We start from the raw sequence: 14,053 nt of genomic DNA, 5'->3' as shown, positions 1-14,053 counted from the left end.
TCCCATGACCGTCACGATCGACCCGCACGATTTCCGCCGCATATTGGGTCACTATCCGACCGGCGTCTGCGCCATCACTGCGGTCCAGCCGGACGGCGTTCCCGCCGCCATGATCGTCGGCTCCTTCACCTCGGTATCGCTCGATCCGCCGCTGGTCGCCTTCTTCCCTGACAGGGGATCATCGAGCTGGCCCAAGATCGAAGCGGCGGGACGCTTTTGCGTCAATGTGCTGGGCGACGGGCAGGAGGGGCTTTGCCGCATCCTTGCGTCCAAGGACCCGAACAAGTTCGAGGGCGTACCGCATCATCTTTCTGCGCTGGGGTCGCCGGTGCTGGATGGTGCGCTCGCCTGGATCGATTGTACCATCCACGCCGTGCACGAAGCGGGCGACCATCATATCGTGCTGGGCGCAGTGCATGCACTCGACGCCCACCATCCCGGCGCGCCCCTGTTGTTTCATAAGGGCGCCTATGGCCGGGTCATGCCGATCTGAGCCTATCGCCTGGGGTCGGCGCTATCGATCCCAGGCTGGTGAGTGATATCATCCCTCGACGGGACTGCGCAGCGGAACCCGTCCGACCACCGTCAGGCCGAAGCCCTCCAGTGCCGCGAGCTTGGCTTTGCTGGAGGTCAGCAAGGTCATCTGGCGCACGCCCAGATCCAGCAGGATCTGGGCGCCGATGCCGTAATCGCGGGTCGCATTGGTGTCGTGATAGGTCTTTCGCCCGCCCTTGATGCGTTGCGAAATGGAATCCGGGCTGGGATCGCGGACGAAAACGGCGACGGCCTGCCCCTCATGCGCGGCCATGGCCTGAAGCGCCTGCGGCACATATTCGGGGTGCGCCTGCGACCAGCCGAGCAGGTCGGCCGTCAGGTCCACCTGATGCACGCGGACCAGCGTTTCGCGGTCGGGACGGACTTCGCCCTTCACCAGCGCGACATGTTCTCCACCGTCAATCTGGTTGCGATAGACATGGATGGTGAGGTCGCCGCCGTAGAAACTGTGGAACGGCGCGCTGGCGACGCATTGCACCAGCTTTTCCGACCGGCGGCGATAGGCGATGAGGTCGGCGATGGTGCCGACCTTGAGGCCATGCTCTTTCGCAAAAACCAATAGCTCCGGCAGACGCGCCATGGTTCCATCGTCGTTCATCACCTCGCAGATGACGCCTGCTGGCGTGAGGCCCGCGAGGCGCGAGATGTCGACCGCCGCCTCCGTATGCCCGGCCCGGACCAGCACGCCGCCGTCGCGCGCCGTCAGCGGGAAGATATGGCCGGGCGAGACGATGTCGGCAGCGGTCTTGGTGGGATTGACGGCGACGGCGACGGTGTGGGCGCGATCCTGCGCCGAAATGCCGGTGGTCACGCCTTCGCGGGCTTCGATCGATACGGTGAAGGCCGTGCCATGGCCTGACTGGTTGTTGACCGTCATCGGCGGCAGTTTCAGATGCTCCGCCCGCGCCTGCGTCATGGCGAGGCAGATGAGGCCGCGTGCATGCTTCGCCATGAAGTTGATCTGTCGCGGCGTCGCGAACTGGGCGGGGATGATGACATCGCCTTCATTTTCGCGGTCGTCGGCGTCGACCAAGATATAGGGGAGTCCGTCGATGGCATCCTGGATGATGTCTTCGATCGATGAGATGCCTTCGGTGCTCATTGCTTTTCTTTCCATTTGCCTGTTGGTTCAGGCTGCGCCCTTCGCCGCAGCGAGCTGTGCCAATGCCATGTCCTTGAGGATGTCCTTCTGCACCTTGCCGGTGCCGGTCTTGGGCAGTTCATTGTCGGCAATGAACCAGATGTCGCGCGGCAGCTTGTAGCCCGCCACTTGCGGAGCGAGCCAGGCGAGCAGTTCTTCGGCGGTGAAGGACTGGCCGTCGGCCAGCACGATCCAGGCGCAACCGCATTCGCCCCATCGGTCATCGGGCATGCCGATGAAAAAGGCCTGTGCAATGGCTGGATGGGCAGTGACGAGTTGCTCCAGCTCCTTGGGGGAAACCAGTTCGCCCTTGCTCTTATAGAGTTCCTTCGACCGCCCGGTGAGGAACAAATTGCCGTCGGGCCTGAACTGTCCAAGGTCGCCCGTGCGAATCCAGCGGCCCGGAAGGAAGAGTTTGGCGGTTTCCTCCGGGCGGCGGAAATAGCCGAGGCTGTTCATCGGTCCCCGCGTGCACAATTCGCCCGCGGCGCCGTGCGGCAGATCTTCACCGGTTTCCGGGTCGATCGTCTTGAATTCGCAAATCCTGCCGCCCAGCGCGGGGATTCCGGCTACACCGGCCTCGACGATGCAGCCCTGCGTTTCCGAGACGATCTCGATGGGATCGCCCGGCTTGGTACACACGATGGTCGCGGTCACTTCGGTCTGGCCGTAGCTGGTGAAAATCTCCTCGCAGCCGAAGACGCGCTGTATCTCGCGCCAGACCCAGCTCGGCGTCGGGGCTGCGGCGCTGTGCACGGCGGTCAGGGAGGACAGATCGTAACTTTGCGTCTTCGCCTGCTCCATCATGGCGATCGTCATGGTCGGAACGCCCATGAGGTAAGTCGCGCGGTGGCGCTCGGTCGCCGTCAGCAGGGCGTGCGGATCGAAGCGGAGCAGGGGAATGATGGCGCCGCCGACGATCATCCCGGACAGCAGCCCCACGACAAGGCCGAAGGAATGATAAAGCGGCAGCGAGAAGACCGCGCGCCGGCCGTCCTCGAACGCCTGATGATAGGCCCCAGCATAAGCGGCCCGCAGCAGATTGTCATGGGTCTGCATCACCCCCTTGGGCGATCCGGTCGTGCCGGAGGTGAACATGATGACGGCCGGATCATGGGGTTCGGCGCCCTGTTCGGGCAGTTCCCCGGCCGGTAGCGCATCGAAAAAATGCTGCGGCGCGTTGATGTCGTACACCAAGCCTCGGCGCAATTCCGGCAGGGGGGCATAGTCGCCGGTCCGCCATCCCGGCATGCGCTCGTCCAGTTCCCGATCGAAGCGGCGGGAACCGAAGCCGGCCATGCTGACGAGCAGCGCGCATCCGGCTTCGCGGATGACATATTCCAGCTCCTTGGGGCTATAGAGCGTGTTGATCGCCACGGCCACGGCCCCGCTACGCCAGATCGCGAAAAGCAGGGACACAGTGACGGGATAATTGGCCATCATCAGGCCCACCCGTTCGCCGCGCTGGATGCCGAGGGCCACGAGGCCCGCCGCGATCTGCCGGGATTGCGCCTCCACCGTGGCATAATCGAGCGTTTCGGCATCGGTGATGACGAGCGGGCGCGTGCCATAATCTTCGGCGGCGCGTCTGAGATAAGCGTCCAGCGTCATCTCCTGCCAGACAGGATGCCGGTCTGCCATGGCCTGGCGCCGCGCTGCGATGGACTCACTCACCGGTCGAAATCTCCTCTGCCTAATTTCTGTTATGATGCAAATTTACGCCATGTTCGTCAAGGGCGACGGTTTTTCGCTGTTGTTTCCTGTCTCTGCCTTCGATTTTCAAGGGAAAGTGAAATATCATTTAAATACCAGAAATGTATAGATAAAATTATGGAAGAAAACCGAGTTTCGAGCTTTCTCAATGGCCGAAAATGGCCTCATGGGCAGCTTTGCCGTGCGAAGGGGCTTGCCAAATCAACCTAATTGTAATTAGTTTAATTCCAAGAGATGTGTTTTGGAGGCGAATATGGAAGTGGGATTGGGGCTGACGTTCCAGAATCTGAACGACAAGGTCAGCGATATCGACGTGTTCCGTCACGAGCTCTCGCTGGCGGCGCGTGCCGAGGATCAGGGCTTCGATTCCGTCTGGACGCCGGAGCATCATTTCACCGGCTATATGATGACGCCCAACGTGCCCCAGTTCCTGTCCTGGGTGGCGGGTCAGACCAAGCGGATCAAGCTGGGCACGACCGTCACCGTGTTGCCGTGGCAGAACCCGGTTCGCATCGCGGAAAGCTTCCTCCTGCTCGACCAGTTCTCTGAAGGGCGCGCGATCCTGGGTATCGGCCGGGGTCTGGGCAAGGAGGAGTTTGACGGCTTCGGCGTGCCCATGGGTGAGGCGCGCAAGCGTTTCCGCGAATATGCCGAGGCGTTGCTGGAAGCGCTGGAAACCGGCGTCATGGAATATGACGGCGACTATCTGAAGCAGCCGCGCGTCGAGCTGCGCCCGCGCCCCTATGCCAGCTATCGGGGTCGTGTGTTCGCCTCCGCCGTGTCGCCGGAATCGGTCAAGCTGATGGCCAATCTGGACGTCGGGTTGATGATCATCGCGCAGAAGCCCTGGGACCGGGTCCAGGAGGATATCACCAGCTATCGCGAGCGTTTCTTCGCGATGCAGGGGCGTCCCGCACCCAAGCCGGTGGTCGTCGCTTTCGTCGCCGTCAATGAGGATGCAGCGAAGGCGCAGGAAATGCGCGACAAATATCTGCTTGAATATGCCCGCTCGACTTCCTCCTTCTATCAGTTCGGCAACAAGGAATTCGCCTCGATCGAAGGCTATGAATATTATGGCGCGCTGGCGGCCAGCGTGGAGAAGAATGGCATCGAGAAATTCAACAACTTCCTCGCCGATCTCCAGATATGGGGCCGCCCGGAAGAAGTGCTGGAGAAGCTGAAGGCGATGGTCGATCGCTTCGACGTGGGCAGCTTCATCATCTATACCCAGTTCGGCGACATGCCCTTTGAGGTGGGCCGGGAAAATTATGAGCTTTTCGCGCGCAAGGTTCTGCCCCATCTCAAGGACATCGATGTGTCCGCGCCGGTCGCTCCGGTCAGCATGCAGACTTTGGCGTGATGCGGCGGCCGATCAGGATCGGCGCCTTTTGAGAGGATGAGGACAGGATGAGTGAGCCATTGCTCCTGTACGATGTGCGTGACGGCACCGCGTGGATCACGCTGAACCGGCCAGAAAAGCGCAACGCGCTGAGCGAGCCTCTCCAGGAGCAACTCAATGCGCTGCTGTGGGAAGCCGATGAGGATGTTCGCGTGCACGCGGTGGTCCTGAAGGCGGCGGGGCCGGATTTCTGTTCGGGTTATGACCTCCAGCGCTACGATCAGCCGATCCCCGGCCAAGTCGATCACCGGCGCGGCCGGGCGAAGTTCGACGATGACAGTTGGCATCAGGAACGCGCCCAGCGGCTGCGCATGGCGCTGTTCGACATGCACAAGCCGGTGATCGCGCAGGTCCATGGCCGTTGTCTGGCGGGAGGGACCGATCTGGCTCTGCTCTGCGACATGGTGATCTGCGCGGACGATGCGATCTTCGGCTTTCCGCCCGCGCGGTCGCAGGGGTCGCTGCCGAGTCATATGTGGCTCTATCTGGCCGGGCCGCAATGGGCGAAGCGGCTGCTGCTGACCGGGGATTCTATTCGCGGCGAGGATGCGGCCCGGATCGGCCTGGCGCTCAAGGCCGTTCCCGCCGACCAGCTGGAGGCGGAGGTCAAAGCGCTCGCGGCGCGGCTGGCGCTGATCGACCCCGATCTGCTGAGCGCCAACAAGCGGATCGTCAATATCGGCCTCGAACTGATGGGCGCGCGGACCTTGCAGCGCATGGCGGCGGAAATGGACGCGCGCGGGCATCTGGCGGCGAGCCGGACGCGCTTCAACGAAACCGTGCGGACGGAAGGGTTGAAGGAAGCCGTCCGGCAACGCGACGAACCCTTTGGCGATCCGATCGTAAAGCTCTGATAGAAGGACGGGATGAGGCTATGATGGAAGGCGAAGGCTGGCGCTGCCTGTGGGACGCGAAGGCCATCCTGGGTGAAAGCACCATCTGGGACGATCGGGACGGCTGCATCTATTGGGTCGACATCGAGGCGCCCAGCATCAACTGGTATCATCTGGCGAGCGGCGAGAAGGGCCGGTGGGACGCGCCAGCCTGGATCAGCGCCATCGCGCCGCGGGCAAGCGGCGGCTTCGTCGCCTCCTGCGCCGACGGTTTTGCTCATGTCGATCCGAAGCGGCAGGTTTACCAGCCCTTCATCCATCCCATCCCCAACCCGAAAGTCGCGCGCCTGAATGACGGCGTCACTGATCGCAAGGGACGCTACTGGTCAGGGTCCTGCGATTCCAGCCAGTGGGACGAAAGCACCACGGCTGAGGACAAGGAAAGCACGCTCGGCAATTTCGAGGTCCGCAGCACCGGCGAACTCTACCGGCTCGATGCCGATGGAACGGTCAGCACGCAGGAACGCAATATCGTCACCGCCAATGGCCCGGCGTTCAGCCCCGATGGCAGGATCGCTTATGTGAACGATTCCATGCCGCTGGTGAGCTGGGCCTATGATGTGGCGAAGGATGGCACCCTGTCCAACCGACGCGATTTCCTGACGTTCAAGCCCGAGGATGGCTATCCCGACGGCATGGCCGTCGATGTCGAAGGCTGTATCTGGATGGCCTTTTACGAAAGCTGGATGTTGCGTCGCTTTGCGCCGGATGCCACTTTGCTGGAGGAACGGCGCCTGCCGATCCGGCGCGGCCTTCGCCCGGCCTTTGGCGGTACAGATTATAGCCGGCTGTTCCTGATCACCGGATCGCAGGGCTTCACGCCCGAAATCTTCGCGCAGCAGCCGCTGGCTGGTGGTCTGTTCGAGATTCTCGATCCACCCGCCGCAGGCGTCCCAAACACGCCTTTCGCCGGATAGGCTCGCCATAGGCGAAAGGGCTGTATTTCGCTGAAATAGCGGTTAAGAGGGCGCATGGCACAAGCAGATAATGGCCGAACGCGCATTCTGGATTCCGCCGCCGCGATCCTGCGGCAAAAGGGGCTGGCCGGCGCCAAACTGAGCGACATTGCAAAGGGGGCCGGCATGCTGGCGCCCAGTATCTATCATCATTTTCCGTCCAAGGACCATCTGGTCGAGGAGGTGATGATGGAGGGCATCTATCATAACAACCGTCACATCATGGCGCGCGTGGAAGGGCTGGGGTCGGGGGCGTCGTCCATGGTGCGGCTGCGCGCGGCGATTGTCGCGCATGTCGACTTCCTGTTGACCGGTGATGACTATTCGTCCGCCGTCTCCCGCGTGTTTGACGACTTGCCCGATGAGATGCGTCAGCGCGTGCTGGCGGCCTATTCCAGCTTTGATAACTATTGGCGCGATTTGATCGTCGCGGCCCAGGCCGACGGCAGCGGTGCCAGGGCTCTGGACGCCACTGTCGTTCGCAAGTTCCTGATTGCGATGCTCGATTCCTGTTCGTCCTGGTATCGTCCGGGAAAGCTGGGGCCTGCGCAGATTGCCGAACAGGCGGCCGATCTGCTTCTCCACGGGTTCGCGGTCGAACGTCCCTGACCTTTTATGGCGCGTACTGCGCGCATCGCTTTTCAGGCACAAAAAAAAGGGGTGAGAGATCGATGATCTCCCACCCCTTTTTGCGTTGCGATCCGAAGATCAGGCGACCGCCGCCTCACTCACCGCTTCGCGCGTGCCCGGCAGCTTCACGCGGGGCGCGACTTCCTTGGCGAGCAGTTCGAGCGAATAGAACCAGGGCGACGGATCGTCATAATAGTCATGGGCTTCGACCTGGAGCGTGCCCCAACCGCCGCATTGTTCGAACAGGGTGTTGAGCTTGTCGACGACGGTGTCGGGCGAGCCGACGACGAAGACATTGTCGACCAGGAATTCGAGGTCGGCATCCTTGGGATCGATGCCGGCGTCCTTGGCGAAGCCGTCCATCATGCCGAAGCGGTGCCAGATCGGGATCAGATATTTGTTGAAGCAATAACCGATCGGCCCCTCCATCACGAGCCGCTTGGCCTCCGCGTCGGTGTCCGCGCAGAAGACGGTCTGCGAGACGGCATGGCGCTGGCGGTTCGGCGTGAAGCCTGCCTTGATATTGGCCTCCGAATAGATTTCCCAGTGACGCTTGAGCGCGTCGAGGCCGGAGAAGATCGATACCGGCTTGAAGTTGCGCTCGCCCGCGAGTTTCATCGACGGCGAATTCTGGCTGAACCCGGTGACGGCAAACTCGGGAAAGGCGCCGTTCCAGGGCGAGAAATCGGCCAGCATATGCTGTTCGTCTTCCTCGGTTTCCGCCGGGGTTTCCTCGGGAAAGCCGGCGTCCCAATATTTGCCCTCGTAGAAAAAGGGCTCGCGCTTCCAGATCTTCTCCATGATGGTGAGGGATTCACGCACCATGTCGTTCAGCATCTGCGGCTCCGCTTCCCTGATGCCGTGCATGTAGGAGGCCTGCGGATAGGCGCCGGCGCCGATGCCCATGAAATAGCGGCCTTCCAGAATCTGCGACAGCCAGCCGACCATAATGGCGAGCTTAGCGGGATGCTGGTGGGGCAGGATGTGCGCCATCGGAGCGAACTTGATCTGGCTCGTTTGCAATGCGGCAGCGGCCATGATGAGTTCGGGGTTGGGGATATTCTCCCAGATCTGCGAGGCATGCTCGGAGATCATCATCGAGGTGAAGCCTGCCTTGTCGCAGGCCACGCTGTTCTGAACGCCCCATTCGAAGGTCTGCCGCGCCGTTCGGCCCGGGCGCATATAGGGGTGGAAGATGAGGCCGGTTTCCATCGCCATGAAAGTCTCTCCTTGAGCGTAATCGCAACGAGCCGATGGCTGCCGTCTTTGGGCGGCATATGGGCCAGGGCTGTCTAACAGTGATTAGGGATAATCCAGCGCGGGAATTTAAGTCAAGTGTAATTTCGCGTCTGGGCTAGGGCTTTGGCCCAGCGCGCAGAGGTTGTGAGCGCGGTGCGTCGACATATTATGCCGAAATACCGCTAAAATTCTTGCAATATGCCCATTTTTCTGCGATCGGTTTGGCGGTTGGGAAGGGGTGGTTTCTGGAAATATATTTTTCGGCCCGCCTTCAATGCCGGGTATTTCTAAAACAGATGTAATAAGGAATGTGGGTGGCGGGCATGGATAACCAGCTGGAGGATGGGGCGGCGACCGAAAGTCTCGACGGCAAGACCCGCCTCATCCTCGCCGGTGAGCGGCTGTTTGCGAAGGGCGGCATCCATGGTGCCTCGATGCGCGAGATTGCCGCACAGGCCGGGCAGGGCAATCACGCGGCGGTGCAATATCATTTCGGATCGCGTGAGGGTCTGGTGCGCGCCATCTTCGACTTTCGCATGGATCAGATGGAGGACGCGCGCGGCGCCCTGTTGCGCCGGGCGGAAGCAGGCGGGCGGCTGAAGGATGCGCGCACCATATTGGAGATCATCCTGCTGCCGCAGCTCGACCTTCAGGACGCCGATGGCAACCATAGCTATGCCAGCTTCCTCAGCCAGTATCTGCTGCAAAGCCGTTCTCCGGAATTTGGCGATTTCAGCGGATCGGAGCCGCCCCATCTGACCCGCGCGCTCCATCTGCTGCGCGATCGGGTTGATTATCTGCCGCCGCATGTCGCGCAGCGGCGGCTCATCAGCATCAGTCTCATGTTCCTCAACATCCTGGTCCGCCATCATGGCACGGACGGGGAGATGTTCGGGGAGACGTTCGAGGAAGCGCTGGAGGACACGATGGAGCAGATCGTGGCCGTCATGTGCATGCCGCTAAGGCTTGGCCCGACACAGGCCTGAAGCCATATCCACAGGAGAGAGAAAATGCGGATCAAGGACATGCCCGCCGTCGTGACCGGCGGCGCATCGGGATTGGGTGAGGCGACGGCGCGGGCGCTGCGGGGCGCCGGGGCCAGAGTCGCGATCTTCGACGTGAATGCCGAGCGCGGCGAAGCGCTGGCGGCTGAGATTGGCGCCCTGTTTTGCGCCGTCGATGTGACCGATGAGGCATCGGTCGACGCTGCCTTTGCCAAGGCGCGCGATGCGCAGGGGCAGGAGCGCATTCTCGTCAACTGCGCGGGCATCGCGTCGGGCGAAAAGACGGCCAGCCGCGACAGGGAAAGCGGCGCGCCTGTTGCCCATCGCATCGCGGCCTTCATGCGCACCGTGAGCATCAATCTGGTGGGAACCTTCGCCTGCATCGCCAAATCGGCGGCGGGCATGCTGACGCTCGATCCGCTGGAGGATGGTGAGCGGGGCGTCATCATCAACACCGCTTCCGTCGCTGCCGAGGATGGGCAGATCGGACAGGCGGCCTATGCCGCCTCTAAGGCCGGGGTGAAGGGCATGACGCTGCCGATCGCCCGCGATCTCATGGGCGACGGTATTCGCTGCAACGTCATCCTGCCGGGGATATTGGGTACCCCGATGCTCGCCGGGTTGCCGCAGAATGTTCAGGATTCGCTGGCCGCGACGGTGCCCTTTCCCAAGCGTCTGGGAAAGCCGGAGGAATATGCCGAGACCGTGCTGTTCCTGATCGGCAATGGTTACATGAACGCGGCTTCGGTGCGTCTTGACGGCGCGCTGCGCATGGCGCCGCGGTGAGAGGAGAGATTATGGAACCGATCTACATATTGTCGGGCGTTCGCACCGCCATCGGCGATTTCGGCGGCAGCCTGAAGGATATTCCGCCCGCTCGTCTTGGCACGCTGGTCATCGCGGAGGCCGTCCGGCGCGCGGGGCTGGTGCCGGATGCCGTGCAGCATGTCGTCATGGGCAATGTCATTCCCAGCGAACCCAAGGATGCCTATCTCGCCCGCGTCGCAGCGGTTGGGGCAGGCGTGCCTGTCGAAGCGCCCGCGCTGACGCTCAACCGGCTGTGCGGATCGGGTGTCCAGGCCATTATTTCCGCCGCGCAGATGATCGCGCTGGGGGAATGCGGCATTGCCGTGGCCGGGGGCGCCGAATCGATGACGCGCTCGCCCTATCATATGGCTGCGGCGCGCTTCGGACAGAAAATGGGCGATGTCGCTATGGTTGACGCGTTGACGGCTGTGCTGTCCGACCCGTTCGAAGGCATGCATATGGGCGTGACGGCGGAGAATGTGGCCGCCGACCATCATATCACACGGGACATGCAGGACGAACTGGCGGTGCTCAGCCACCAGCGCGCGGCGACTGCGCAGGCGGAAGGACGCTTCAGGGAGCAGATACTGCCCGTCGAGATCAGGAACCGCAAGGGCGTGCAGCTGTTCGACACGGACGAGCATGTCCGCGGTGGCGCGAATGTGGAGGATATGGGCAAGCTCAAGGCCGTGTTCCAGAAGGGTGGCACGGTCACGGCGGGCAATGCGTCCGGCATCAATGACGGCGCGGCGGCGCTGGTCCTCGCCTCGCAGGCGGCGGTCAGGGAAAAGGGGTTGAAGCCCAGAGCCAGAATATTGGGATGGGGCCATGCCGGGGTCCAGCCCGATCGCATGGGCATCGGGCCGGTCAAGGCCGTGCCGATCGCGCTGGAGCGGGCTGGCGTGACGCTCGATCAGGTCGATGTCATCGAATCGAACGAAGCCTTTGCGGCGCAGGCCTGTGCCGTCGCCCATCTGCTCGGCTTCGATCCCGAGAAGGTCAATCCCAACGGGTCCGGCATTTCGCTCGGCCATCCGGTCGGTGCGACGGGCGCGATTTTGACGGTCAAGGCTCTCTATGAGCTGGAGCGGATTGCGGGGCGCTATGGCCTTGTCACCATGTGCATCGGCGGCGGGCAGGGGATCGCCATGGTCATCGAGCGGGTGATCGATTGAAAGCCTTCTGCCCGCCGCCTCGCCGGCGGCGGGCAGGCTGCCATCCTATTTGCTGGGGAGGGCAAAGGCGACGATCTGATCGCCCAATTTGCTGCCCAGCAGCTTGTTTCCTCCGGCCGAGATGACGACGAACTGCCGCCCGCTGCGCGCGGATAGGTAGGTCATCGGCGTCGCCTGTCCGCCAGCGGGCAGGCGCGCGGTCCACAGCAGGCGCCCTGTCCGGCTCTGGAAGGCGCGGATCGCTCGGTCCTGCGTCGCGCCGATGAAGGTCAGCCCTCCGGCGGTCGAGATCGGTCCGCCCGTATTGGGCATGCCCGTCCGCAGCGGCAGGTGGGAGGCGACGCCAAACGGCCCCGCGTCGCGCGTCGTGCCCAGCGTCTCGGCCCACAGCATCTTGCCCGTGCGGATGTCGATGGAAGCGATCCGGCCGAAGGGCGGCTGGTTGCACGGCACGCCCAAGGGCGAAAGGAAAGGCTTGCTGGCGGCCGCATAGGGGGTGCCCATCTGCGCCATGACGGCGAAATTCCCCTTGCCGCCGGGGTGGACCGGTTCCACGCCCATCGCGTCAGCCTGCCTGCGTGGGATCAGACGGGTGTAATTTGGCACATGGCTCATGTTGACGATCAGCCGGCCCGTGCGCTTGTCCACGGTCAGGCCACCCCAGTTGGTGCCGCCCAGATAGCCGGGATAGGTGATGGATGGCGTAAGGCCCGGAGGGGTGAAAATCCCCTCATAACGCGCCTCCCTGAATTTGATCCGGCACCATAGCTGGTCAAACGGGGTCAGGCCCCACATGCGCGCCTCGCTCAGCGGTTCGCCGATCAGTGAGGCCAGGCTGGAGAAGGGCTGGGTCGGCGACAAGCGTTCGCCCAGCACGGTGCCGGTCTGAGGCACTGGCCGTTCGGTCACAGGCGCGATCGGCTTGCCGGTTTCGCGGTCGAGGAGGAAGATCGCGCCCCGCTTGGTCGGCGCAAGCAGCGCCTTGCGGGGTTTGCCGCCGATGTCGATATCGATCAGCGTGGGCTGCGCGGGGACGTCATAGTCCCACAGATCATGGTGGACGGTCTGGAACACCCAGCGCGAAGCGCCGGTTTCGAGATCGATCGCCACCACTGACGTGCCATATTGCTCATCAAAGGGGCGGCGCCGCGCGCCATAATAGTCAGGCGTCGGATTGCCGAGCGGGGCGTAGACCAGCCCCAGCGCCTCGTCGGCGCTCATCGGTCCCCAGCTATTGGGTGTCGAGCGCGTATAGGTCTTGCCGCCCGTCGGCTGGCCATGGTCATGGGGCCGGCCGATGTCGAACGCCCACTGGAATGCGCCGGTCCGCGCGTCAAAGGCGCGGATCGCGCCCGATGGTTCGCCCCAATATTGATTGTCCGTCACCCAGCCGCCAAGGATGATCTTGCCGCGTGCAATGGTGGGAGCGGAGGTCGGATAATAATAGCCTTTTATGTCCACGGCCATGCCCGTCAGCAGGGAGATTTCGCCATTCCGTCCAAAGTCTTGGCATGACTGCCCGGTGAAGCGGTCGACCGCCAGCAGCCGGGCATCGACGGTGTTGGTGATGATCCGTTCGGCGCATTCGCCCACGCCGCCGGGGGTTTTATAATAGGCAACGCCTCGGCAGCCCGCGCTCTTGACCCCTGTGAGGTCCGTTCCGGAAGCATGGCGCCAGATTTGCCGCCCCGTCTCGGCGTCGAGCGCCACAATGTCGTTGAAGCCGGTGCAGATGTAGAGTGCTTCACCGACCTTGATCGGTGTCGCCTGCATGCCGCCCTTGCCGACTTCGTTGATCGCGCCGGTGCTGTAGGTCCAGGCGACCTTGAGGCCGCTGACATTGGCGGGCGTGATCTGGTCGGCCGTGCTGAAGCGGGTGCCGGAAAGATCGCCGCCGAAATATTGCCAGGAGGCGTCTGTGACCCGACCGCCCACAGGCTCTGCCTGCGATGGCGCGCTTGTCTCGGGCCAGAGCATGATTGTCAGGACGCCCGCCGCGAGCACGCCCGTCGCCACGGCGCCGGTCAATGCGGGCCGCCGCGACAGCCTGTCGTTTATGTGCCGAGGGAGGAAGAGGAGACCGAACAGCAGCGGCAACGGCAACCTGGGCAGCAGTCCCCATCCCGTTCCGCCTGTTTCCCAATATGTCCACAGAAGCGTCAGCAGCAGAAAGGCCGCGTAGACGGGCTTGCCCCACCGGCTGTTCCGCAGGCGCAGCCACGCTGCGGCCACCATGAATATGCCCGCTGCCGCATAATAGGCTGATCCGCCGACGCCGATGAGCATGATCCCACCCGCCAGCATGGCGAAACCGAACAAGGCAAGCAGGATCGTGCCGAGCAAACTGCCAATGCGGAGTGCCGCGCCTTCATGACGCACGCTGGGCCGCCTCTCCCGCCTGAGCTCATTCACTTTCACCTTGCTGCTCTCCAGTCTAATTCTTCTTGAGAAGGCGGGATCGGCCGTCGATTTGCCTAACGTAAATTAGATTGATTTTTGCCGGACAGATTGTCAACACTGCTTCTGCGTCAATCCGGCTGA

Annotated in this window: 12 protein-coding genes; 8 read left to right on the top strand and 4 right to left on the bottom strand. The window is 62.8% G+C overall.

Annotated elements, in window-relative coordinates; translation table 11 throughout:
• Positions 1–4 precede the first annotated feature (4 nt).
• Positions 5–493: a flavin reductase family protein gene (locus K426_RS22945; RefSeq protein WP_066562721.1), complete on the top strand. Its 489-nt coding sequence runs from the start codon at positions 5–7 to the stop codon at positions 491–493.
• Between the two features lie 48 nt (positions 494–541).
• Here the strand turns inward: K426_RS22945 and ribB are convergent, their stop codons facing one another.
• Entirely contained in the window at positions 542–1,657 is a 1,116-nt protein-coding gene (gene ribB, locus K426_RS22940; protein WP_066562720.1) for a 3,4-dihydroxy-2-butanone-4-phosphate synthase, read from the bottom strand.
• Between the two features lie 27 nt (positions 1,658–1,684).
• On the bottom strand, positions 1,685–3,370 hold the full coding sequence (locus K426_RS22935) for a class I adenylate-forming enzyme family protein (protein WP_082749023.1): 1,686 nt from the start codon (positions 3,368–3,370) through the stop codon (positions 1,685–1,687).
• A 292-nt stretch (positions 3,371–3,662) separates the two neighbouring features.
• Here K426_RS22935 and K426_RS22925 point away from each other — a divergent pair, with 292 nt between their 5' ends.
• The 4 genes from K426_RS22925 to K426_RS22910 are packed head-to-tail and all read left to right on the top strand — an operon-like array spanning position 3,663 to position 7,266.
• Positions 3,663–4,769 carry an LLM class flavin-dependent oxidoreductase gene (locus K426_RS22925; RefSeq protein WP_066562715.1) on the top strand — a complete coding sequence of 369 codons (1,107 nt, stop codon included), beginning with the start codon at positions 3,663–3,665 and terminating at the stop codon, positions 4,767–4,769.
• A gap of 47 nt (positions 4,770–4,816) precedes the next feature.
• A complete protein-coding gene (locus K426_RS22920) occupies positions 4,817–5,662 on the top strand; it encodes a crotonase/enoyl-CoA hydratase family protein (protein WP_066562713.1) in 846 nt (281 codons plus the stop codon).
• Between the two features lie 20 nt (positions 5,663–5,682).
• Entirely contained in the window at positions 5,683–6,618 is a 936-nt protein-coding gene (locus tag K426_RS22915) for an SMP-30/gluconolactonase/LRE family protein (protein WP_066562711.1), read from the top strand.
• A 54-nt stretch (positions 6,619–6,672) separates the two neighbouring features.
• Positions 6,673–7,266 carry a TetR/AcrR family transcriptional regulator gene (locus K426_RS22910; RefSeq protein WP_066562706.1) on the top strand — a complete coding sequence of 198 codons (594 nt, stop codon included), beginning with the start codon at positions 6,673–6,675 and terminating at the stop codon, positions 7,264–7,266.
• A gap of 99 nt (positions 7,267–7,365) precedes the next feature.
• Here the strand turns inward: K426_RS22910 and K426_RS22905 are convergent, their stop codons facing one another.
• Positions 7,366–8,505 carry an LLM class flavin-dependent oxidoreductase gene (locus tag K426_RS22905; protein WP_066562704.1) on the bottom strand — a complete coding sequence of 380 codons (1,140 nt, stop codon included), beginning with the start codon at positions 8,503–8,505 and terminating at the stop codon, positions 7,366–7,368.
• A 344-nt stretch (positions 8,506–8,849) separates the two neighbouring features.
• Between K426_RS22905 and K426_RS22900 the strand changes: the two genes are divergently transcribed.
• Genes K426_RS22900 through bktB form a run of 3 tightly spaced genes read left to right on the top strand, consistent with a single transcriptional unit; the run spans position 8,850 to position 11,512 of the window.
• Entirely contained in the window at positions 8,850–9,512 is a 663-nt protein-coding gene (locus tag K426_RS22900; RefSeq protein WP_066563854.1) for a TetR/AcrR family transcriptional regulator, read from the top strand.
• Positions 9,513–9,536: 24 nt separating this feature from the next.
• A complete protein-coding gene (locus K426_RS22895; RefSeq protein WP_066562702.1) occupies positions 9,537–10,316 on the top strand; it encodes an SDR family NAD(P)-dependent oxidoreductase in 780 nt (259 codons plus the stop codon).
• Between the two features lie 11 nt (positions 10,317–10,327).
• Positions 10,328–11,512, top strand: coding sequence for a beta-ketothiolase BktB (gene bktB / locus K426_RS22890; protein ID WP_066562700.1), 1,185 nt, complete (start codon positions 10,328–10,330; stop codon positions 11,510–11,512).
• 45 nt (positions 11,513–11,557) lie between these two features.
• Here the strand turns inward: bktB and K426_RS22885 are convergent, their stop codons facing one another.
• Positions 11,558–13,891 (bottom strand): pyrroloquinoline quinone-dependent dehydrogenase, encoded by a 2,334-nt coding sequence (locus K426_RS22885; RefSeq protein WP_237230168.1) that lies wholly within the window; start codon positions 13,889–13,891, stop codon positions 11,558–11,560.
• Positions 13,892–14,053 lie beyond the last annotated feature (162 nt).

It is taken from the genome of Sphingobium sp. TKS (assembly GCF_001563265.1).
Classification (GTDB): Bacteria; Pseudomonadota; Alphaproteobacteria; order Sphingomonadales; family Sphingomonadaceae; genus Sphingobium.
This window is presented reverse-complemented; position numbering and strand designations above follow the sequence as displayed.

Coding starts and splice junctions, on each gene's coding strand:
- K426_RS22945 (WP_066562721.1), top strand. CDS start 5: ATGACCGTCACGATCGACCCGCACGATTTCCGCCGCATATTGGGTCAC.
- ribB (WP_066562720.1), bottom strand. CDS start 1,657: ATGAGCACCGAAGGCATCTCATCGATCGAAGACATCATCCAGGATGCC.
- K426_RS22925 (WP_066562715.1), top strand. CDS start 3,663: ATGGAAGTGGGATTGGGGCTGACGTTCCAGAATCTGAACGACAAGGTC.
- K426_RS22920 (WP_066562713.1), top strand. CDS start 4,817: ATGAGTGAGCCATTGCTCCTGTACGATGTGCGTGACGGCACCGCGTGG.
- K426_RS22915 (WP_066562711.1), top strand. CDS start 5,683: ATGATGGAAGGCGAAGGCTGGCGCTGCCTGTGGGACGCGAAGGCCATC.
- K426_RS22910 (WP_066562706.1), top strand. CDS start 6,673: ATGGCACAAGCAGATAATGGCCGAACGCGCATTCTGGATTCCGCCGCC.
- K426_RS22905 (WP_066562704.1), bottom strand. CDS start 8,505: ATGGCGATGGAAACCGGCCTCATCTTCCACCCCTATATGCGCCCGGGC.
- K426_RS22900 (WP_066563854.1), top strand. CDS start 8,850: ATGGATAACCAGCTGGAGGATGGGGCGGCGACCGAAAGTCTCGACGGC.
- K426_RS22895 (WP_066562702.1), top strand. CDS start 9,537: ATGCGGATCAAGGACATGCCCGCCGTCGTGACCGGCGGCGCATCGGGA.
- bktB (WP_066562700.1), top strand. CDS start 10,328: ATGGAACCGATCTACATATTGTCGGGCGTTCGCACCGCCATCGGCGAT.